Raw genomic sequence first — 20,062 nt, 5'->3', positions numbered from 1 at the left:
GCACGCCATGGCCAGCGAAACCACCCTGCCCAAGGTCGAGGAGGCCGCCCTCGCGCAGCTTCTCGACGGCGCGCTCTCCGCCCACGGCGTCACCGCGCGCCCGGAATGGCGCGCGGAAGCGCTCGCCTATCTGCGCAGCATCGCCGATGCCGCGACCCTGGTCCGCAGCCTCGACCTCGGCGATGCCGAGGAGCCGGCTCCCGTCTATCGTCCGTGAGGTGGTCATGAACGCGCCCGTCCCCGTTCCCGACGCCACCCGCCTTGCCGGTGCGACCGCCGCCGAGATCGCCGCCGCCGTCGCTTCCGGCACCGTCACGGCCCGCGCCGTCACCGAGGCGACGCTGGCGCGCATCGGCACCCTCGATCCCGCCATCAACGCCTTCACCGATGTCACCGCCGCGCGCGCCCGCGCCCATGCGGACAGCATCGACGCCGCCCGTGCCGCGGGCAAACCGTTGGGGCCGCTCGCGGGTGTGCCGTTCGCGGTGAAGAACCTGTTCGACATCGCCGGCCTGCCCACCCGCGCCGGCTCGAAGATCAACCGGGAGCGTGCGCCGTCCCCGCAGGATGCCTTTCTGGTGGTGCGGCTGGAGGCGGCTGGTGCCATCCTCGTCGGCGGGCTGAACATGGGCGAATACGCCTATGACTTCACCGGCGAGAACGTCCATGACGGCGCCTCGCGCAACCCGCACGACCTTACCCGCATGTCCGGTGGCTCGTCCGGCGGCACCGGGGCGGCGGTGGCGGCGGCCATGGTGCCCATTGCGCTCGGCTCCGACACCAACGGCTCCATCCGCGTGCCGTCTTCCCTGTGCGGCACGTTCGGGCTGAAGCCCACCTATGGCCGGCTCGGGCGGGGCGGGAGCTTCCCGTTCGTGACAGCACTGGATCATCTCGGCCCGCTCGCCCGCTCCGTCGCCGATCTCGCGCTTTCCTATGACGCCATGCAGGGCGAGGACGAACGCGATCCGGGCCAGACGCCTCGGCCTTTCGAGCCGGTTGGAGGGCTGCTGGGGCAGGGAATCGGCGGGCTGCGCATCGCCATCGCCGGTGGCTGGTTTCGCGCCAAGGCGCATCCGGAGGCATTCGCCGCCGTGGATAAGGTCGCCGCCGCGCTCGGTGTGGGCGAGACGGTGGACATCCCCGATGCTGCGCGCGCCCGCGCCTCGGCCTACATCATCACGGCCGCCGAGGGCGCGAGCCTGCATGCGCGGCGTCTCGCCGTGCGGCCGGACGATTTCGATCCCGCCGTGCGCGACCGGCTACTCGCCGGCCTCGCCATTCCCGCCTCGTGGGTGGATGCTGCCCAGCGTTTCCGCCGGCACTTCCGGAGTGAGATGCTGAAGCTGTTCGAGGCCCACGACGTGCTTCTCGCCCCTGCCACGCCCTGCCGGGCGCCGAAGCTGGGGCAGAAGACCTTCGTGCTCGACGGCGAAGAGATGCTGGTGCGGCCGAATCTCGGCCTGTTCACCCAGCCTATTTCGTTTATCGGTCTGCCCGTCGTGGCCGTACCAGTGCGGGTGGCGGTTGGCGATGAGCCGGACCTGCCCGTCGCCGTCCAGGTCATCGCCCCGCCGTGGCGGGAAGACATCGCGTTGCGCGTGGCCGCTGAGCTGGAGCGGCAGGGCGTCGCCGCGGCTCCTGCCGCGGCCCTTTGAAGGAGGACCTTTTGGAGATCGACATTCCCGAGGTGAAGGCCGAGGTGGAAGCCGCGTTCGCGCTTTATGAGGCCGCGCTCGTCGGCAACGACGTGGAGACGCTGGAAGCGTTGTTCAACGACGATCCGCGCACCATCCGCTACGGCGGCGGCGAGAACCTCTATGGCATGGACGCCATCCGCGCCTTCCGCCGCGCCCGCTCGCCGGCAGGCCTCGCACGCGACCTCGCGCAGACGGTCATCACCTCCTACGGCCGTGACTTTGCCGTGGCATCGACCCTGTTCCATCGCGACAGCGCGCCGGGCAAGGTCGGCCGCCAGCAGCAGACCTGGGTGCGGTTTCCCGGCGGCTGGCGCGTCGTTGCCGCCCATGTCTCCATGATCGAGGAGCCCCAGGCCTGACCCGGCTTCCTACGACCTTTCACGGACTTCGCCGCGTGCGGGAATCCCGGTAAAATCCAGCGTCATGACACTCTTTGCGCCGCCCACCCTCAAGACCGCCGCCCCGGCCCCGCGCGTGCGCAAGCGCCGTGCGGTCGGCCGGCCGGTGACGCGCACCGAGGAACTGCGCCTGCAGATTGCCGACGACATCGTTCGCGGCCGGCTCGCCCCCGGGACCGCGCTGGAAGAGGTCGAAATCGCAAAGCGTTACGGCGTATCCCGTACCCCGGTTCGCGAGGCCCTGCGCGACCTTGCCGCCTCCGGTCTGGTGGAGGCGCGACCTCATCGCAGCGCCCTGGTGGCCCAGCCTTCGCTGGAGCGGCTGCGCGGCATGTTCGATGTGATGGCGGAATTGGAAGCCCTGTGCGCCGGCCTCTGCGCGGTGAACATGACACCGGCCGAGCGGGCGGGGCTCGAATCCATCCATTCCGAGCTGGCCGATCTCACTCGGCGGGGTGATGAGGGCAGCTATACGGTGCTCAATGAGCGTTTCCACACAACGCTCTATGCCGGCAGCCACAACGATTACCTGACCGAGCTGACCCTCGCCACACGCGCCCGGCTCCAGCCCTTCCGCCGCGCGCAGTTCCGCACCCTCGGTCGCCTTGCCCGCTCGTACGAGGAGCATGATCGCGTGGTGACGGCCATCCTGCGCGGAAACAAGGAAGAGGCGGCGCAGGCCATGCGTTCGCACATCCTCACGGTCGAGGACGCCTACGAGCGCTACGCCGAGACGGTGTGACGGCGATCGCGGATCTATTCCGCCGCGTCCGCGTCCGTCAGGTTGTCGAGGCCCTGCACGATGTGCTGCGCTAGCGCATCCGCCAACGGTGACGGCTCGTGACGATTGCGCAAAAGCCCGATATCGCAAGGGGGTAGCGGCGGGTAGCCTTCCGCGGCGCCGAGCACGCGCATGCCCGTCCGCAGCGCCGATTCCGGCAGCACCGAGACGGCGAGGCCGGAGAGGACCGCCGCCACCACGGCGCCGCAATTGGGGCTGGTGTAGAGGATGCGGTGGCTGCGCCCGGCCCCGGCCAGGCGCGATACCGCGATATCGCGCCACTGGCAGGTGGGCCGCCCCAGAGCCAGCGGCACCGGGGTTTCCAGATGCGCCGCATGGCGGGCAGAGGAAACCCAGAGCAGCCGTTCCCGGCGGATCACATGGGCGTTGCGGGAGGTGATTTCCGTGGCGGTGATGATGGCAAGATCGATGGTGCCGGAGGCGATGTACTGCACGAGTTCGGCGGTGGGCTCGCAGATAACGGTCAGCTCGACGGACGGATGGGTGCGCGAAAATCGCGCCATGATATCAGGCAGATAGCGGTCGGCGTAATCGTCCGGCACCCCCAGGCACACCCGCCCGGACAGCTCCGCGTCGGCGAAGCTCGAAACCGCTTCCATGTTCAGCTTCACGATGCGCCGGGCATAGTCCAGGAGCCGCTCGCCGTCTTCGGTGAGGCGGGAGGCGCGGCCGTCGCGGACGAAGACGGGGCGGCCGACCCGCTCCTCGAGCCGCTTCATCTGCATGGACACCGCCGACTGGGTCTTGTGGACCACCTCCGCCGCCTTGGTGAAACTGCCGGTTTCGGCAATGGCCACAAAGGTTCTCAGCTGGTCGGGGTCAAGCATGGCCGTCATCGTCGCGCTCCTGTGGGGCAGCCCTGCGCCAGCCGCATGGGCCGGCCGCCCCGTCGCCGCAATCATCACGCAAAACGATACGAGAGATGAAAAACATTCGCTAGCGTGATTTGTGCGAAGCATCCAGAAAGGTCCTGCCGATCGGATGCGGCGCGAAATCGGGTGGTTTCACCGGGGTGTCAGGGCCAGTTTCAGGCCCGTTCAGCACATGCCGGGTGTGTTCAGACCATCACGGCCCCGGAAAGGAGGGTCGGCGGAGCGCATCCAGGCAACGGAGATGAAGATGACGTACCATGGTGAGACCCGCAGGACCCCCTTCGCCCCCGCGGGCGAACTCGTCGCCGCCTTGTGCCTGTCGGCCATCGGCGTCGCGGCCAAGGGCCTGGACTCGGTGAAGACCATCGGCCGCGTCATCGAGCGCCGTCAGATGATGGCCGACCTCGCGCATCTCGACGACCATATGCTGCGCGACATCGGGGTGACGCGGGCGGATGTGCGCGATGCCGTCGCTGCGCCGCTGTTCGAGGACCCGACCCAGCTTCTGGTGCTGCGTGCCAAGGAGCGGCGCGCTGCGGCGCGGCTCGCCAGCTGGCGCGGTTATCCGGCGGACTGACCGCAGGCCCGAGATTTTGACGATCCGGGACTGCGCGAGCACCAGTTTCCGCGATCCCGCGACTTGATGAGTTCAAGTATCGAGACGTTCAACGATCCGGCGGAAGCGCCCCTCGACTCCGCCGTGCCTCGACCCGCGCCGTCCGCAACCGGCGCGGGTCGATTTTTTTCTTTGCTAAGGCCTACTTTCCGCCGCCGCCCGACGACTTGTCGCCCGAGAACCCGTTATCGGGGCGGCCGAGGCGGGGGCGGTCCGGCGGCAGGGTCTCGGCTTCCTGCACATTCTGCGCGGCCGCATTCATGCTCTGGGTGGCGGCGGCCATGGAGGCCGCGGCCGAGCGCATGATGTTCATCCAGAACTCCGGAACCGCATAGGCCTGCCGGCTCGCCTCCGGGGCGCCGGGCTGGGCCGGCGGGGGGAAGGGCGGCGGGAAGCCCTGCGCGAACATCTGGGCGAAGAAGTTCTGGAACGGCAGCAGCGGCGCGGGCGGGGGCTCCGGCGGCTTTTCCCGCGTGGGCGGGACGCCGGCCTGCATCATGGTCTTGGACATGGCGTTCACCACGTCCTGCCATGCGTTGGCCGGATTGCGCTGGGGCGCTGGGGCCGGCGCCGCGCGCTGGAACATCATCTGGGCATAGGCATCGGCCCAGGGATTGCCGGTGGTGTAGGGCCGCCCGCCCTGCTCGGTGGCGGTGCTGGTGAAGGCGAGGAAGGCGTCGATCCAGGGATTGCCCGAGGAGATCGGGGCGATCTTCTGCTCGGTCTGGCCCGGCATCCGGCTCAGCATGGCGGCCAGCATCTGCTGCAGCGCGCCGGAGGCGGCGAGCGACTTGGCGAGCCCGCCCACCACCAGGGTGGCGTAGGTCGGCATCACCTGCTTCACCATGGCCATGCCGAGGCCGGTGGAGGAGGCGACGTGCGCGGCCACGGCGCGGCTGACCTCGGACGAGCCGAAGACGGTATCGAGCGCCTCGGAACCGGCCCGGGTCAGTTCGGCCGGGGCGGCGGGCTGGGAATAGAAGGCGCCGTAGGGGCCGCTGGTCATCAGGGTCATCAGCGCGGCGAGGGATTCGGGGGACTGGGAGGCCTGCTTGAAGGCTTCGGCGAAGGCAGGCATCACCGCCTCGGCGACCTGCTGGGCCTGCTGCGCGGAAAGGCCATACATCCGGCCGATATTGTCCATCGCCTGCCCACCCTGGGCGGCGCGCAGCATCTCCACGAACTGATCCATACACGAACTCCGTCGGACCACGGGCACGCAACGGGCGGAGGCGTTCCGCACGGGCATCTGCCCGAAATCTTGGCAGCGAGCTTACGCCATCATCCTGCCGAAATCACGAAATGGTTCGGTGGTGTCAGGAGAATTGAGGGGGAGGGCGGTGCCCTTCACCGGACAGGCGACGGCGCAGCCGGGGCGCCGATCCGATGTCCAGCGTGGAAGTTCCGCGCAGCGGGGCAATGCCTGAGAGCGATCGGCGGGCGGAAGCGCCTTCGGCGGTCTTTTGCGCTGGGCCCCGGCTCGCATTCCGCTAACGCTGCATGCGTCCGGGGCGCGAGGGTTCATTTGTCCGCCGTCGCCCTCCGGCATGACCGGAGGGCCCATCGCTCGGTAGAGCGGGCGTCCGGACAGCGGGCAAACGGCGAAATGGGTCCTCCGATCAAGTCGGAGGACGACGGCCAATGGTTCACCGGACAAGCGACGGCACAGCCGGAGCGCTGATCCGGGGTCCAGCGCGGGACTTCCGCGCAGCGGCCAAAATCCCGAGAGCGGTGCTCCCGCTCACCCCGAGAATTCGGTCTCGTGGCTGAGGATGTCCTGCGCCTCGGGGTTGAGCGGGCGGGCGCGGCGTTCGGGCTCGGTGAGGGGCTCGGGCTCCACCTTGGGCCGCGAGAAGGCATCGCCACCGGCGAACAGGCCGTCCTGCATCTGCCGTTCCAGCCGCGCCCGGTCGCGCTCGCGCACGTCGGCGATGCGGGCTTCGGCGGCGCTCTCGCTCACCCCCAGCGCTTCCAGCGTGCGGGCGCCGAAGGAGAGGGCCGACTCAAGGGTCTCGCGCAGCTCGAAATCGACGCCGAGGCGCACCAGCTCCATGGAATGCACGCGATCGAAGCTGCGCACGAACAGGCGCGGCCCCTGGATGGAGGTGCGCACGATCTCGACGATGCGGTTGGCGTCGTCCTTGTTGTCGACGCAGACGCAGATGACCTCCATGGACTCCGCGCCCGCCGCGCGCAGCACGTCGAGCCGCGTGCCGTCGCCATAGTAGATGTGCACGCCGAACCGGCCGGCGCTCTGGATCATCTCCACGTCCTTGTCGATGATCGTGACGCTGACATCCTGCGCCAGAAGGCACTGGGAGACGATCTGCCCGAACCGGCCGAAGCCGATGACCAGCACCGAGCCGTCGGCGTCGGTGAAGTCGTCTGCGGGCGGCTCCGGCGCCGGCGGGGCAAAGCGCGGCAGGAAGCGCGACACGCCGGCGAACAGCAGCGGGCCAAGCACCATGGTGAGTGCGGCAAGGGCGATGAGCAGGTCGGCCTGCTCCGTGCGCAGGATGCCGTTGGCGAGGCCGAGGGGGAACAGCACGAAGGCGAATTCGCCGGCCGCCATCAGCGCCACCGAGGCGCGCAGGGAATCGCCGGGCGCGATGTTGTCGGCCCGGAACACGAGATAGACCACCACCGACTTGATGACCGCCACCGCCAGCGCGCCCACCACCAGGCGCGGGATGTGGTGGAGGATCACGTCGATGTTCAGCGTCATGCCGATGCTCATGAAGAAGATGGCGAGCAGCAGGCCGCGGAAGGCATCCACATTGGCTTCGAGTTCGTGGCGAAAGGTGCTTTCCGAAAGCAGGAGGCCGGCGAGGAACGCGCCCATGGCCGCCGACATGCCGGCCATCTCCATGAGGCCTGCGGCGCCGAGCACCACCATGAGCGCCGCCGCCGTCATCGCCTCGCGCGCGCCGGAGCGGGCCAGCACCCGGAACAGGGGATTGAGCAGGTAGCGGCCGGCGACGACGATGACGGCGATGGCGCCCACGGCCATGGCCGCCTGCATCAGAGTCGCCTTGGGATCGTGGATCTCGCTCTCGCTGCCGGGGGCGAGCAGCGGCACCAGCGCCAGCAGGGGCACCACCGCGATGTCCTGGAACAGCAGGATGGAGAAGGTGCGCTGCCCGTAGGGGCTGCCGAGGTCGCCGCGCTCGCCCACGAGCTGGAGCGCGATGGCCGTGCCCGACACCGAGAGCGCGAGGCCGGAGACCACTGCCGCCGCGACGCCGAATCCAAGGCCGAAATAGGCGAGCAGCGCGAAGGCCAGCGACGTGAGCACCAGCTGCGCCGTGCCCAGCCCGAAGATGTAGTGGCCCATGGAAAGGAGGTGGGACGGCTTCAGCTCCAGCCCGACGAGGAACAGGAGCATGACCACGCCCAGCTCGGCGACCGTATGCACCACCGAGGGATCGGCGACGTTGAGGCCGATGGGGCCGATGGCGATGCCGACCAGAAGGTAGCCGACGATGGGCGAGAAGCCGATGCGCTTGGCGACGAGGACCGCGATGACGGCGGCGCACATGAAGGCCAGCGCCCCACCGAACAAGGCGTGTTCATCGACTGGCATGCGCGACGTCCTCCCCCGACCGTCCCGATCCCTGACGGATCAGAACGCCTTCCGCAAGGGCTGCATTCAAGCAACTTCGGCGCCACCCATCCCCGGCGGCCCCTGCTCATCGCTCATGACCGGCGAGCGTGTCGAAACCATGCCGTGGACGCGGCGCGGGGGTGGCCGTCCGCGCGAGCGTGACGACCGTCCACGCCCTTACTTGAGGGCATCAAATCCCGGGCCGAATCCGTTGAGGCTGAGCGGGACGCCGATGCCTTCCTCGGGGGTCTGGAAGATGATGAAGGTGGCGAGCTTGCCGGTCTTGAGGCGACCGACGAGGGTTTCGTCCATCACCACCTCGGCGACGCAGCCATTGGGCAGGCAGCGCACGAAGCCGGCGCGGCCGATGTCCTGGTCGTCGATCTTGAGGCCGAGGCCGGCGGGCAGCAGCACGCCCAGCGGCGCCAGCACGCGCAGGAGGCGGCTCTTCTGGTCCGAGGTCTTCAACACGATCACGGTGAGGCCGACGTTGGGCCGGTCCTCCGCCTGCACCGACTGGAGCAGCACGCACTGCTCGCTCTGCGCGCCGGGCGGGGTATCGCAGCGAATCTGCCACTCGCCGAACACCGACTTCACCACGCCCTGCGCCGCCGCCGGGGCCGCCGCCGAGAACAGCGCGGCCACGAACGCGCCGACAAACAGCGCCAGAGCGCGCCCCCCGGCGCGGCGGGTCGCGGTGCCGGGCGTTTCGGCGCGATCGGTCTCAATGGCGGGAAAAGGTCGGAACGACAGGACCATCGCAAGCTCCGGCAGGGTCCGGCGGGGGAGGCCGGACGATCCTGCCTTATCTGATTTCGTGAACCAATGCCTTAATGCCCAAGGCATCGCGTCAACAATGGGGCAGGACACACTTTCCCCCGCCGGCAATCCGGCCGGGCATCCTTGCGTAAACCACGGACGGGGTGCGCGGTATTTTGTCTCTTGCGCCCCGTTTGGAACCCCGTGCGACTCGTTCAAGGGGGTGTGTAGCGCGGGCTAAAATGGAGTTAGAACAATTGGTTACTAAAACGGCCGGCGCGCCCGCCGCCGCCAGCCGGGACGGCCTTGGACGTTTTGTCCAATTGGGCAAACCCCGGGCGATTGCAAGGCGCCCCCAATTGTGTTTGATGAATCTTAGGGAGAGTGCCTGCCCAAAAACAACGCAGTCCGCGCGGCTGCAAAACGCGGGTTTCGCACTCGAATAGGCTGCGTGTCGCGCTTCATCGGCGCGCCGGCGGTGGGGAATTTTCCGGCGGGTCTCCGCCGGCCAGGGAGATGGGTAGAAGATGATGTCGCTCATTCGCACCGCGGCCCGTCTGCGCGATGCTGCCCTCGCCGCCGGCGCCTTCGCCGCGGCGATGCTCGCGAGCGCGGCGGCCCACGCCCAGATGGGCCAGCCGGCCCCGTGGCAGATCAACCTGCAGGATGCCGTCACCCCGGTGATGGAGAACATCCACAGCTTCAACGTGCTGCTCATCACCATCATCACCGCCATCGTGCTGTTCGTGCTGGTGCTGCTGGTGATCGTGGTGGTGCGGTTCAACGAGCGCGCCAATCCGGTGCCCTCCAAGACCAGCCACAACACCATGATCGAGGTGGCCTGGACGGTGGTGCCGGTGCTGATCCTGGTGGCCATCGCCATCCCCTCGTTCCGGCTGCTGCACCTCGAGCTGAACATCCCCAAGCCCGACCTCACCGTGAAGGTGACGGGCCACCAGTGGTACTGGTCCTACGAATATCCGGATAACGGCGGCTTCGGCTTCGACTCCTACCTCGTCGCCGAGAAGGACCTGAAGCCCGGCCAGCCCCGCCTCCTCGCGGTGGACAACGAGGTGGTGGTGCCGATCAACAAGAACATCCGCATCCAGGTGACGGCGGCGGACGTGATCCACTCCTTCGCGGTGCCCTCCTTCGGCGTGAAGATCGACGCCATGCCGGGCCGCCTGAACGAGAGCTGGTTCAAGATCACCCGCGAGGGCGTCTATTACGGCCAGTGCTCCGAGCTGTGCGGCCGCGACCATGCCTTCATGCCCATCGCCGTGCGCGCCGTGAGCGAGGCCGACTTCAACGCCTGGGTTGCCCAGGCGAAGGCCAAGTTCGCCTCCGCCAAGGATGCCGAGGGCAAGTTCGCCGATGCCGGCACCTCCGAGGGTGTCGCGACCGCGCGCTGACGGTTCCGGGCCCGCCCCGGCGGGCCCTTGAGGTTTCCCCGCGCGGCGGACGGCCGTGCGGTTCCCAGAATAGATGCGGCGCGGCGGGACGGGGCGGCGCCGGGAACACGAGGAAAGCGGGAATGGCCACCGAGGCAGTCACCCACAGCCATCACGACGATCACGACACCCACGATTCCCACATCCCCACGGGCTGGAAGCGCTGGGTCTTCTCGACCAACCACAAGGACATCGGCGTGATGTACCTGATCTTCGCCATCGTGGCGGGGATCGTGGGCGGCGCCCTCTCCATCGCCATCCGCATGGAGCTGCAGGAGCCGGGTCTCCAGATCTTCAAGGATCCGCAGACCTTCAACGTCTTCACCACCGGCCACGGCCTCATCATGATCTTCTTCATGGTGATGCCCGCGCTCATCGGCGGCTACGGCAACTACTTCGCCCCGCTGATGATCGGCGCGCCGGACACGGCTTTCCCGCGCATCAACAACATCGCCTTCTGGCTGCTGCCGCCCGCCTTCATCCTCGCGCTGTCCTCGCTGTTCGTGGAAGGCGCGCCGGGCACCAACGGCTTCGGCGGCGGCTGGACCATCTATCCCCCGCTCTCGTCCAAGCTCGGCCACCCCGGCCCGGCCATGGACCTGCTGATCTTCTCGCTGCACATCGCGGGCGCGTCCTCGCTGCTCGGCGCGATCAACCTCATCACCACCATCTTCAACATGCGCGCCCCAGGCATGACGCTGCACAAGATGCCGCTGTTCGCCTGGTCGCAGCTCATCACCGGCTTCCTGCTGCTGCTGTCGCTGCCCGTTCTGGCCGGCGCCATCACCATGCTGCTGACGGACCGCAACTTCGGCACCACCTTCTTCGACCCGGCCGGCGGCGGTGACCCGATCCTGTTCCAGCACCTGTTCTGGTTCTTCGGCCACCCCGAGGTGTACATCCTGATCCTGCCCGGCTTCGGGCTGATCTCCCACATCATCTCCACCTTCTCGCGCAAGCCCGTGTTCGGTTATCTCGGCATGGCCTACGCGATGGTCGCCATCGGCGTGGTGGGCTTCGTGGTGTGGGCGCACCACATGTACACGGTGGGCCTGTCCTCCTCGACCCAGTCCTACTTCGTGGCCGCGACCATGATCATCGCGGTGCCGACGGGCGTGAAGATCTTCTCCTGGATCGCCACCATGTGGGGCGGCTCCATCCAGTTCCGCACGCCCATGCTGTGGGCGATCGGCTTCATCTTCCTGTTCACCGTGGGCGGCGTCACCGGCGTGGTGCTCTCCAACGCCGGCATCGACCGCTCGCTGCACGACACCTACTACGTGGTGGCGCACTTCCACTACGTGCTCTCGCTCGGCGCCGTGTTCGCCATCTTCGCGGGCTGGTACTACTGGTTCCCGAAGATGTTCGGCTACATGATCCCCGAGTTCTGGGGCAAGCTGCACTTCTGGGTCACCTTCATCGGCGTGAACCTGGTGTTCTTCCCGCAGCACTTCCTCGGCCTCGCCGGCATGCCCCGCCGCTATGCGGACTATCCGGACGCGTTCGCCCACTGGAACTTCGTCTCCTCGGTCGGTTCCTACATCTCGGGCATCGCGGTGCTGATCTTCCTCACCGGCACGACCCTCGCCTTCCTGCGCAAGGAAAAGGCGGCGGACAATCCGTGGGGCGAGGGCGCGACCACGCTGGAATGGACCCTGTCCTCCCCGCCGCCCTACCACCAGTTCGAGGTCCTGCCCCGCATCAAGTGAGGCCGTGACGCAGCTCCGGAGCCGCGGGAAACCGCGGCTCCCTTTCGGCCCACCCGGCCGTCTCTTCCGAAACGAAGTCTCGAACGTGCGTCCAAGGTTGCCGGAGTAGCGAAATGAGTGATGAGCGTGCCAGCCTGACCGGACCCGACCCGTACGCCATGGCGTCGGGCGGCGTTGTGGCGGGCGGGGCTGCATCGGCCGGCGTCGCCGCTGCCGGCGAGGGCCTGGCCGCGCCGCGCGACTATTTCGAGCTTCTGAAGCCGCGCGTGATGTCGCTGGTGATCTTCACCGCGCTGGTCGGCCTCGTCCGCGCGCCGGGCGACGTGCATCCGGTTATCGCCTTCACCGCGCTCCTATGCATCGCCGTGGGCGCGGGCGCGTCCGGCGCGCTCAACATGTGGTGGGATGCGGACATCGATGCCGTGATGACCCGCACCCGCGGTCGTCCGGTGCCGTCCGGCCGCGTGACCGGGCAGGAGGCGCTGGCCTTCGGCCTCACCCTCTCCGCCTTCTCGGTGGTGGTGCTCGGCCTCCTGGTCAATGCGCTCGCCGGGGCGCTGCTCGCCTTCACGATCTTCTTCTACGTGGTGATCTACACCATGTGGCTGAAGCGCTCGACCTCGCAGAACATCGTCATCGGCGGCGCCGCCGGCGCCTTCCCGCCCCTGGTCGCCTGGGCGGCCGCCTCCGGCACGGTGTCGCTGGAGCCGGTGCTGCTGTTCGCCATCATCTTCTTCTGGACGCCGCCCCACTTCTGGGCGCTGGCGCTGTACCGGGCCGACGACTACGCCCGCGCCGGCGTGCCCATGCTGCCGGTGACGGCGGGGCCGGACGAGACCCGCCTCCAGATTCTCCTCTACACCCTGTTCCTCGTGCCGCTGGCCGCGAGCCCCGCCTTCCTCGGCTATGCCGGACTCGCCTATGGCGCGGTCTCGGTGCTTGCCGGAGCCTGGATGATCGTCCTTGCCGTGCGCGTCTTCCGCGTCCGTGAGGGCGAGGCGGCGGTCAAGGCGGCCAAGGGCCTGTTCGGATTTTCCATCGTGTATCTGTTTGCATTGTTCGCGACGCTGCTCGGCGAGGCGGTCATTGGTGGCCTGCTGCGATGAGCGGTGAGAAGAAGCAGAAGCCGCGTCCTCCGCAGGAGGAGGGCGTCGTGCTCACACCGGAGCAGTTGAAGCGGCGGCGGGCGCGCAGCATCGCCATCGCTTCCGTGCTGGGGTTCCTGGCGCTGCTGTTCTACGTGGTGACCATCGTGAAGCTCGGCCCCAACGTGCTCAATCGCCCGCTCTAGGGCTGGGTGAGGCGGAAGGGCAAGGGTAACAGGCGAGGGTAACAGGCAAAAGGGTCCGGGGGGCTTCCGGACGCGAGGACGAGGAATGGACGAGGCGAACGAGACGATGGCCGAGAGCGCCCCCCGCGCCGCCCGACACTGGGTGGTGGCGGCCGCGTGCGTCGGTTTCATCGCCGCCATGGTGGGTGTCACCTACGCCTCCGTGCCGCTCTACGCCATGTTCTGCTCGCTCACCGGCTTCGGCGGCGCTACTCGCGTCGGTGCCACGCCCACTGCAGCTCCTCTCGAGCGCGAGATCACCATCCGGTTCGACGCCAACGTCTCGCCCGGCCTGCCGTGGGCCTTCGCGCCGGTGCAGCGCGAGATGACGGTGAAGATCGGCGCCACCAGCCTCGCGCACTACACCGCGCAGAACCGCTCCGGCGACGACACCCGCGCCAACGCCACCTACAACGTGTCCCCACCCCAGGCCGGCGCCTATTTCGTGAAGCTGCAGTGCTTCTGCTTCGAGGAGCAGACGCTGGCCGGCCGCGAGAAGATGGACATGCCGGTGGTGTTCTACGTGGACCCGGCCATCGCCGACGATCCGGACCTGAAGACACTGAAGGACATCACCCTGTCCTACACCTTCTTCCCGGCGAAGGCGGACAGGCCGCAGGTGCGCGCCGACGCCGACGGGGTGCGCAAGCCGCTCTAGGCGGCGCGCGGAACGATCACCGCCCCGACCGGGGCATGACATTCGGGCGGCGCCGCCGTCCAGAACGCAAAGGGTCCCCCGGCGTGAAGCCGGGCGGGCTCGACGAGACAGGGAAAAGGGGAGGCCGGTTCGCCATGGCCGACGTACACGTCAAGCAGCACGATTACCACGTCGTCGACCCGAGCCCGTGGCCGATCATCGGCTCGGTGGCGGCGCTGATCCTCACCTCGGGCGCCGTGGTGTGGATGCACGGCGGCACCTCGCTCATCATGATCGTCGGCTTCCTCGGCGTGCTCTACACCATGTTCGGCTGGTGGCGGGACGTGATCCGCGAGAGCCGCGCCGGCTTCCATACCCGCGTGGTGGTGCTCGGCCTGCGCTACGGCATGATCCTGTTCATCGCCTCCGAGGTGATGTTCTTCGTCGCCTGGTTCTGGGCCTTCTTCGATGCGTCGCTGTTCTCCGGCGAAGCCATCAATTTCATGCGCATGGACTTCACCGGCGGCGTTTGGCCGCCGAAGGGCATCGAGAGCCTCGATCCCTGGCACCTGCCGCTGCTCAACACGCTGATCCTGCTCACCTCGGGCACGACCGTGACCTGGGCGCACCACGCGCTGGTGCATGGCGACCGCCAGGGCCTCAAGTGGGGCCTGTGGTGCACGGTGGTGCTCGGCGTTCTGTTCTCCATGTGCCAGGCGTACGAGTACGTCCACGCGCACTTCCACTTCGCCGGCAACATCTATGGTGCGACCTTCTTCATGGCGACCGGCTTCCACGGCTTCCATGTGATCGTCGGCACCATCTTCCTCGCCGTGTGCCTCATGCGCACCTACATGGGCGACTTCACCCCCGAGAAGCACTTCGGCTTCGAGGCGGCCGCCTGGTACTGGCACTTCGTGGACGTGGTCTGGCTGTTCCTGTTCACCTTCGTCTATGTGTGGGCGCAGGGCGGGCACGCCTGATCCGCGCGGGCTCGACCGCGCCAGAGACAACACGCAGGCCGGCGCACCCACGCGCCGGCCTTCTCATTTCGGCACCGGAGGTGCCCCGTGTCGCTTGATCCCTATCACGCTCCCGTCTCGCCCTTCGCGGCGGGCCTCTCCTGCCGCTGCCCGCGCTGCGGCCGTGGCCCGCTGTTCAAGGGCTTCCTGGACCTCGCGCCCTCCTGCACCTCCTGCGGCCTCGACTATGACTTCGCCGATGCGGGCGACGGGCCGGCGGTGTTCGTCATCCTGTTCGCCGGCTTCATCGTGGTGGCCCTCGCCTTCTGGGTGGAGGCGAAGTTCGAGCCGCCCATGTGGGTGCATGCGCTGTTGTGGATCCCCGCCATCCTCGTGGTGACCCTCGGCCTGTTGCGGCCGCTGAAGGCGATCATGGTGGCGCTGCAGTATCGCAACAAGGCCTCCGAGGGCCGGCTGGATCATCGCGGCCAGTGACCGGAACCATGCCTTCCCCTGCGCCGCGCGGGCGGGGCCTTCTCCTGCTCGTCCTCGCCGGTGCCGCCTTCGCCGTGCTCATCGGCCTCGGCACGTGGCAGCTCAACCGGCTCGCCTGGAAGGAGGCGCTGCTCGCCCGCGTGGAGGCCCGCGTCCACGCCGCGCCCGAGGCGGTGCCGTCCCCCGATCGCTGGCCGTCGCTTACCCGCGAGGCGGATGAATATCGCCGGGTGAAGGTGCGCGGCACCTTCGACCACGCGAAGGAAGCCTTCGTCTACACCGTGCGCGGCGAGGATGCGGCCGGCCCGGTGAAGGGGCAGGGGTTCCTGGTGGTGACGCCGCTGATTCGCGCCGATGGCCCGCCCATCCTCATCAACCGCGGCTTCGTCCCGGCTGACCGGCGCGATCCCGCGACGCGGGCGGAAGGCCAGGTCACGGGCGAGGTGGAGGTGGTCGGCCTGCTGCGCTTCCCCGAGGAGGCGAGCTGGTTCGTGCCGGCCAACGATCCGGCCCACGGCAGCTTCTACCGCATGGAGCCGGCCGACATCGCCGCGGCCCGCGGCATATCCGGCGCGGCACCCTTCCTCATCGATGCGGATGCGACGCCGGTGCCAGGCGGCCTGCCCATCGGCGGCGGCACCCGCATCGCGTTCCCCAATCGGCATCTTGAATATGCGCTCACCTGGTACGGCCTCGCGGCGTCGCTGGTGGGCGTCGCCATCGCCGTTTTCATCAGCCGGCGCCGGCGCGCGTCCTGACGGGAGGCGTTGCCGATCTGCAACGCGGGGCCGGGATCGTCGCGGCGGCCTTGACCCGGCACTTGGTTAACCCTCACCCTGCGCCAGCGGTTTTGCCGGCTTTTTTGCCGTGCACAGGCGTCGCGGTGTTGGCAATTCATAAAGCGGCGCCGCGGCAGGATGGCCGCAGGTTCTGTCAGAGGTTTCCCCAATGGTCGTGTTCCGCAAGCTGCGTTCCCTCCTCCTCGCCACGGCTTTCGCGGGGGGAGCGTGCGGCGTCGCGCATGCGGCCGACATGTTCTCGCCGCCGCCGGCCAACCCGGTCCCGCCCTCGGCCAACGAGGACTGGTACCTCACCATCGGCGCGTCCCTCTCGGCGGACCCGAGCTATCCCGGCGCGGACAACTACTCGGCGCGGCCCGGCCTCATCTTCTCCATCCGCAAGGCGAGCCAGCTCAACGTCTTCCGCAGCGTGGACGACAATCCGTCCTTCGCCATCTTCGACACGGGCAATTTCCGCGTCGGCGCCGTCGGCCGCATCGACTGGGGCCGCGATGCCGGCGATTCCCTGCGTCTGACCGGCCTCGGCAATATTGATCCGGCAGTGGAAGCTGGCGCCTTCGCCGAGTGGTACCTGACGGACTGGTTCCGCACCCGCGCGGAACTGCGCTACGGCGTCGGCGGCTTCGAGGGCATCCGCGGCCTGCTCGGGGCCGACGTGATCCTGCCCTACGGCCAGTGGCGCTTCGCCGTCGGCCCCCGCCTCACCTATGGCGGCTCGGGCTACATGAGCACCTATTTCGGCGTGACGCCGCTGCAGTCGGTGGTGGCCAACGCCTATGGCAATCCGCTGCCGGTCTACAACGCCTCTGCCGGCTTCGACATGGTGGGCGCCATGGCGCAGCTCACCTACAATTTCCGCAATGGCTTCGAGACCGGCGTGTTCGGCGGTTATGGCCGCTTGCTGGGCGATGCGGCGTCCTCGCCCCTCACCACCGACGCCAACCAGTTCACCGCCGGCGTCTCCCTCAGCTACACCTTCAACATCGGCAAGTCCTGGTGGTGAGAGATTTGGTGGTGAGAGGTTTGAGGGTGAGGGTTCCGGGCTGAGGTTCAGCCCATGACGCGTCGTTCCAGCTTGGCCAGAGTCTGCTGGCCGAGTTCGATCGCGCCGAAGCCCTTGGCGGCCTGAAATTCGGCCGCCGTGCTGAACACCATTCCCAGCGTGACCTTGGTCGCCCCGTCCTTGTCGTCGAACGCCGCCCAGGCGTCGGCGTGCTTCGGCCCGTTCTCGCCCCAGAGCAGGGAATAGGCGATCCTCTCCTGCGGCCGCACTTCCCGGTAGAGATGGTGGTTGGGGAAGACGGTGCCGTCCGGGCCGATCATGTCAAACACCCACTCCCCGCCCTGCCTGAGATCGATGCGCGTGGTGCGGCAGGAGAAGCCGTCCGGCCCCCACCACTGCGGCAGCGACTGGGGATTCATCCAGGCACCCCAGACCACGGCGCGCGGGGCCTTGATGACCCGCTCCAGCACCATGGTGCGTTCCGCAGCGCCGGCGAGATTGCCGAGCCCGGCATCGAAGCCCTGCCGGTAACCTTCTTCCATGTCGGCGGCGAGCGCGGAGAGCTGGACCGTCACGACGAGCCGGCTGCGTTCGCCGTCGCCGGAGAAATCCGCCGTCACCAGAGCCGCCGACTGCGTGGCGTCCTCGGTGGAGACCACCTCGTAGTTCACGCTGCGCGCGGCGGGCGAGATCGCCAGCCAGCCGCATTCGCACCGGATGTCAGGCTGGCCCTCGACCTTGCAGACCGATACCTCGCGACCGCCCACGCGGGTGTCGGCCTCAAGGAATTCCACAGTGACGGCGGGTGTCGGCGCGGCCCACACCGCTCGCGCGGCCGGGGCGGTCCAGGCCTGCCAGAGGGTCGAGAGCGGGGCTGAGACCGCGCGCTCAAAGGTCAGGGTGGCGAAGCGGCCGGGTGCGTCCTGCACGGTCATTGGGGTCCTCCCTTCATCACGTTGGTCACGAAGGCATCCAGCCGGTCGAGCCGGGCCTCCCAGAGGGCGCGCTGTTCGTCGAGCCAGGTGCGCGCGGGCTCCAGCGCCTCCGGGCGGATGGCGCAGGTGCGCACACGCCCGTCCTTGGCCGTGGCGATCAGCCCGGCCTCCTCCAGCACGGACAGATGCCGCATCACCGTTGGCAGGCGCAGGCCCGTAGGGCCGGCAAGATCCGTCACCGCGGCAGGCCCCTCGGCGAGGCGCGTCAGGATCGACCGGCGGGTCGGATCGGCCAGCGCGTGGAAGAGCAGCGAGAGATCGGGATCATGCTTAGCCATCTTGCTAAGTATAGAGGCGCAAGCGGCCGCCGCAAGGAAAACTTCGCTGCTTAGCTAAGTATTGTCTCCCGCGCGGCGCAGAAGGCTCTATTCGCCGCCGCCACCACCACCGCCGTCCCCGTCACCCGAGCCGCCGCTGTCGCCGGAATCGGGGCCGCCGCCGCTGTGGCCCACATGGGGGGATTCGCCCCCCGCCTCGCCGGAATGGTGGTGGGCGGAATATCCCGCCGCGATGATGAGCGCGCCGCCCGCTGCCGCCGCCGCTGCAGCCCGCGCCGCATTGGCCGCGTCGGGCTCGCTGCTGGCAGCCGACGCGGCGGGGGCGGGGGAGTCCTCCCGGCCGATCCCGTAGTCAGCCGGCGGCTTCGCGCGACCCGTCCCGGTATTCGGCTTCGCTGCGGCAGCCTTCGCGCCATCCCCCGTGGCCTTCCCGCCGCCGCGCACACTGAGAAACAGCGCCAGCGGCGCACCGATGACGAGAAGGGCGACGAGGATCTGCGTCGCGTCCATGGGTCAGCGCTGCTCCCGCCGGGCGAGGAAGGCAAGGCGCTCGAACATGTGGACGTCCTGCTCGTTCTTCAGAAGCGCGCCGGCGAGCGGCGGAATGGCCTTGCGCACGTCCTTCTCGCGCAGGGTCTCAAGCTCGATGTCCTCGGCCATCAGCAGCTTGAGCCAGTCGATCAGCTCGGAGGTGGACGGCTTCTTCTTCAGCCCCGGCACGTCGCGCAGTTCGTAGAAGATGCGCAGGGCCTCGCCCACGAGCCGCTGCTTGATGCCCGGGAAATGCACATCGACGATGGCCCGCATGGTCTCGGGATCGGGGAAGCGGATGTAGTGGAAGAAGCAGCGGCGCAGGAAGGCGTCCGGCAGCTCCTTCTCGTTGTTGGAGGTGATGATGACGAGGGGGCGCTGGTGCGCCTTCACCTGCTCGCCGGTCTCGTAGACATGGAACTCCATGCGGTCGAGTTCCTGCAGCAGGTCGTTGGGAAACTCGATGTCCGCCTTGTCCACCTCGTCGATCAGAAGCACCGGCCGCGCGTCGGACGAGAAGGCCGTCCACAACTTTCCCTTGCGGATGTAATTGGCGATGTCGTGGACCTTGGGGTCGCCGAGCTGGCTGTCGCGCAGGCGGGCCACGGCGTCATATTCGTAGAGGCCTTGCTGCGCCTTGGTGGTGGACTTCACGTGCCACTCGATCAGCGGCGCCCCGAGGGCCGACGCAACCTCCTGTGCCAACACGGTCTTTCCGGTGCCGGGCTCGCCCTTGATGAGGAGCGGGCGTTCGAGGACGAGGGCCGCGTTCACGGCGACCTTGAGGTCGTCGGTGGCTACATAGCTCTTGGTGCCCTCGAACCGCATGAGACGTGATCCCTTCCCGCGCTCTCTCGCGCCGCAGCAAGGTCGGCACGCCGCGCCCATCCGTCAAGGGGCGGAGCCCGCAGGACAAGGACATGCCGGTTGTCGTAACCCGAAGGCGTCGATATAAGCGCGGCGACCATGGGGCCTCCTCCTGGCCGAAAGGTCGGCTCCGCCGGCCCGCACGCCGGGGCGGCAGCCCTTGAGTTCCGTGACGGGGAGTTCGTCGTCGGTGCTTGGCTCCACGCAAGGCCGGATGGGCATGATCCGCCTTGCCGCGTCTCGCTTCGACGGC

General features: G+C 68.4%; 22 protein-coding genes. 14 read left to right on the top strand and 8 right to left on the bottom strand.

Going from position 1 to position 20,062, the window contains the following annotated elements; translation table 11 throughout:
* The first annotated feature begins 7 nt into the window (after window positions 1–7).
* The 4 genes from ACT535_RS04670 (at window position 8) to ACT535_RS04655 (ending at window position 2,840) form a co-directional block, all read left to right on the top strand.
* Window positions 8–217: an AtzG-like protein gene (locus ACT535_RS04670; protein WP_476363506.1), complete on the top strand. Its 210-nt coding sequence runs from the start codon at window positions 8–10 to the stop codon at window positions 215–217.
* 7 nt (window positions 218–224) lie between these two features.
* Window positions 225–1,658 (top strand): AtzE family amidohydrolase, encoded by a 1,434-nt coding sequence (locus tag ACT535_RS04665; RefSeq protein ID WP_476363505.1) that lies wholly within the window; start codon window positions 225–227, stop codon window positions 1,656–1,658.
* A gap of 11 nt (window positions 1,659–1,669) precedes the next feature.
* The gene (gene hpxZ / locus ACT535_RS04660) at window positions 1,670–2,059 is read left to right on the top strand and encodes an oxalurate catabolism protein HpxZ (protein ID WP_168458173.1); all 390 of its coding nucleotides are present in this window, start codon (window positions 1,670–1,672) and stop codon (window positions 2,057–2,059) included.
* Window positions 2,060–2,123: 64 nt separating this feature from the next.
* On the top strand, window positions 2,124–2,840 hold the full coding sequence (locus tag ACT535_RS04655; protein WP_476322629.1) for a GntR family transcriptional regulator: 717 nt from the start codon (window positions 2,124–2,126) through the stop codon (window positions 2,838–2,840).
* A gap of 14 nt (window positions 2,841–2,854) precedes the next feature.
* Here ACT535_RS04655 and ACT535_RS04650 read toward each other — a convergent pair whose 3' ends face one another.
* Window positions 2,855–3,736, bottom strand: a complete 882-nt coding sequence (locus ACT535_RS04650; RefSeq protein WP_168458172.1) for a LysR substrate-binding domain-containing protein — start codon at window positions 3,734–3,736, stop codon at window positions 2,855–2,857.
* Window positions 3,737–4,019: 283 nt separating this feature from the next.
* Here ACT535_RS04650 and ACT535_RS04645 point away from each other — a divergent pair, with 283 nt between their 5' ends.
* Window positions 4,020–4,349 carry a DUF1127 domain-containing protein gene (locus ACT535_RS04645; RefSeq protein WP_168458171.1) on the top strand — a complete coding sequence of 110 codons (330 nt, stop codon included), beginning with the start codon at window positions 4,020–4,022 and terminating at the stop codon, window positions 4,347–4,349.
* A gap of 181 nt (window positions 4,350–4,530) precedes the next feature.
* Here ACT535_RS04645 and ACT535_RS04640 read toward each other — a convergent pair whose 3' ends face one another.
* The 3 genes from ACT535_RS04640 to ACT535_RS04630 all read right to left on the bottom strand — a co-directional run bounded on the left by ACT535_RS04640 (window position 4,531) and on the right by ACT535_RS04630 (window position 8,751).
* Window positions 4,531–5,580, bottom strand: coding sequence for a DUF937 domain-containing protein (locus ACT535_RS04640; protein ID WP_168458170.1), 1,050 nt, complete (start codon window positions 5,578–5,580; stop codon window positions 4,531–4,533).
* 549 nt (window positions 5,581–6,129) lie between these two features.
* Window positions 6,130–7,971, bottom strand: coding sequence for a monovalent cation:proton antiporter-2 (CPA2) family protein (locus tag ACT535_RS04635; protein ID WP_168458169.1), 1,842 nt, complete (start codon window positions 7,969–7,971; stop codon window positions 6,130–6,132).
* A gap of 198 nt (window positions 7,972–8,169) precedes the next feature.
* Window positions 8,170–8,751, bottom strand: coding sequence for an invasion associated locus B family protein (locus ACT535_RS04630; protein ID WP_476363504.1), 582 nt, complete (start codon window positions 8,749–8,751; stop codon window positions 8,170–8,172).
* A 530-nt stretch (window positions 8,752–9,281) separates the two neighbouring features.
* On the opposite strand from ACT535_RS04630, the gene coxB reads away from it, so the two are divergent.
* From coxB to ACT535_RS04585, 9 genes are all read left to right on the top strand, one after another.
* A complete protein-coding gene (coxB, locus tag ACT535_RS04625) occupies window positions 9,282–10,163 on the top strand; it encodes a cytochrome c oxidase subunit II (protein ID WP_476326332.1) in 882 nt (293 codons plus the stop codon).
* Between the two features lie 122 nt (window positions 10,164–10,285).
* Complete coding sequence (ctaD, locus tag ACT535_RS04620) at window positions 10,286–11,911, top strand: cytochrome c oxidase subunit I (protein ID WP_168458166.1); 1,626 nt, start codon at window positions 10,286–10,288, stop codon at window positions 11,909–11,911.
* A gap of 113 nt (window positions 11,912–12,024) precedes the next feature.
* Window positions 12,025–13,017: a heme o synthase gene (locus ACT535_RS04615; protein ID WP_476322610.1), complete on the top strand. Its 993-nt coding sequence runs from the start codon at window positions 12,025–12,027 to the stop codon at window positions 13,015–13,017.
* Window positions 13,014–13,202 carry a hypothetical protein gene (locus ACT535_RS04610; RefSeq protein WP_168458164.1) on the top strand — a complete coding sequence of 63 codons (189 nt, stop codon included), beginning with the start codon at window positions 13,014–13,016 and terminating at the stop codon, window positions 13,200–13,202. The genes ACT535_RS04615 and ACT535_RS04610 overlap by 4 nt, the downstream gene beginning before the upstream one ends.
* 85 nt (window positions 13,203–13,287) lie before the next feature.
* Window positions 13,288–13,899: a cytochrome c oxidase assembly protein gene (locus ACT535_RS04605; protein WP_168458163.1), complete on the top strand. Its 612-nt coding sequence runs from the start codon at window positions 13,288–13,290 to the stop codon at window positions 13,897–13,899.
* 134 nt (window positions 13,900–14,033) lie between these two features.
* Entirely contained in the window at window positions 14,034–14,861 is an 828-nt protein-coding gene (locus ACT535_RS04600) for a cytochrome c oxidase subunit 3 (protein WP_168458162.1), read from the top strand.
* Between the two features lie 87 nt (window positions 14,862–14,948).
* Entirely contained in the window at window positions 14,949–15,335 is a 387-nt protein-coding gene (locus tag ACT535_RS04595; protein ID WP_476363503.1) for a DUF983 domain-containing protein, read from the top strand.
* A gap of 8 nt (window positions 15,336–15,343) precedes the next feature.
* On the top strand, window positions 15,344–16,093 hold the full coding sequence (locus tag ACT535_RS04590) for an SURF1 family protein (protein WP_476363502.1): 750 nt from the start codon (window positions 15,344–15,346) through the stop codon (window positions 16,091–16,093).
* A gap of 190 nt (window positions 16,094–16,283) precedes the next feature.
* Window positions 16,284–17,138, top strand: a complete 855-nt coding sequence (locus ACT535_RS04585) for a MipA/OmpV family protein (RefSeq protein WP_168458160.1) — start codon at window positions 16,284–16,286, stop codon at window positions 17,136–17,138.
* Window positions 17,139–17,185: 47 nt separating this feature from the next.
* On the opposite strand, the gene ACT535_RS04580 is transcribed toward ACT535_RS04585, so the two are convergent.
* From ACT535_RS04580 to ACT535_RS04565, 4 genes are all read right to left on the bottom strand, one after another.
* A complete protein-coding gene (locus ACT535_RS04580) occupies window positions 17,186–18,073 on the bottom strand; it encodes an SRPBCC family protein (protein WP_476363501.1) in 888 nt (295 codons plus the stop codon).
* Window positions 18,070–18,411, bottom strand: coding sequence for an ArsR/SmtB family transcription factor (locus ACT535_RS04575; RefSeq protein WP_476322593.1), 342 nt, complete (start codon window positions 18,409–18,411; stop codon window positions 18,070–18,072). The genes ACT535_RS04580 and ACT535_RS04575 overlap by 4 nt, the downstream gene beginning before the upstream one ends.
* Window positions 18,412–18,498: 87 nt before the next feature.
* Window positions 18,499–18,921 carry a hypothetical protein gene (locus ACT535_RS04570; protein ID WP_476363500.1) on the bottom strand — a complete coding sequence of 141 codons (423 nt, stop codon included), beginning with the start codon at window positions 18,919–18,921 and terminating at the stop codon, window positions 18,499–18,501.
* 3 nt (window positions 18,922–18,924) lie between these two features.
* On the bottom strand, window positions 18,925–19,770 hold the full coding sequence (locus ACT535_RS04565; RefSeq protein ID WP_476363499.1) for an AAA family ATPase: 846 nt from the start codon (window positions 19,768–19,770) through the stop codon (window positions 18,925–18,927).
* Window positions 19,771–20,062: the final 292 nt, after the last annotated feature.

The organism is Xanthobacter sp. DMC12, assembly GCF_056314105.1.
This window is presented reverse-complemented; position numbering and strand designations above follow the sequence as displayed.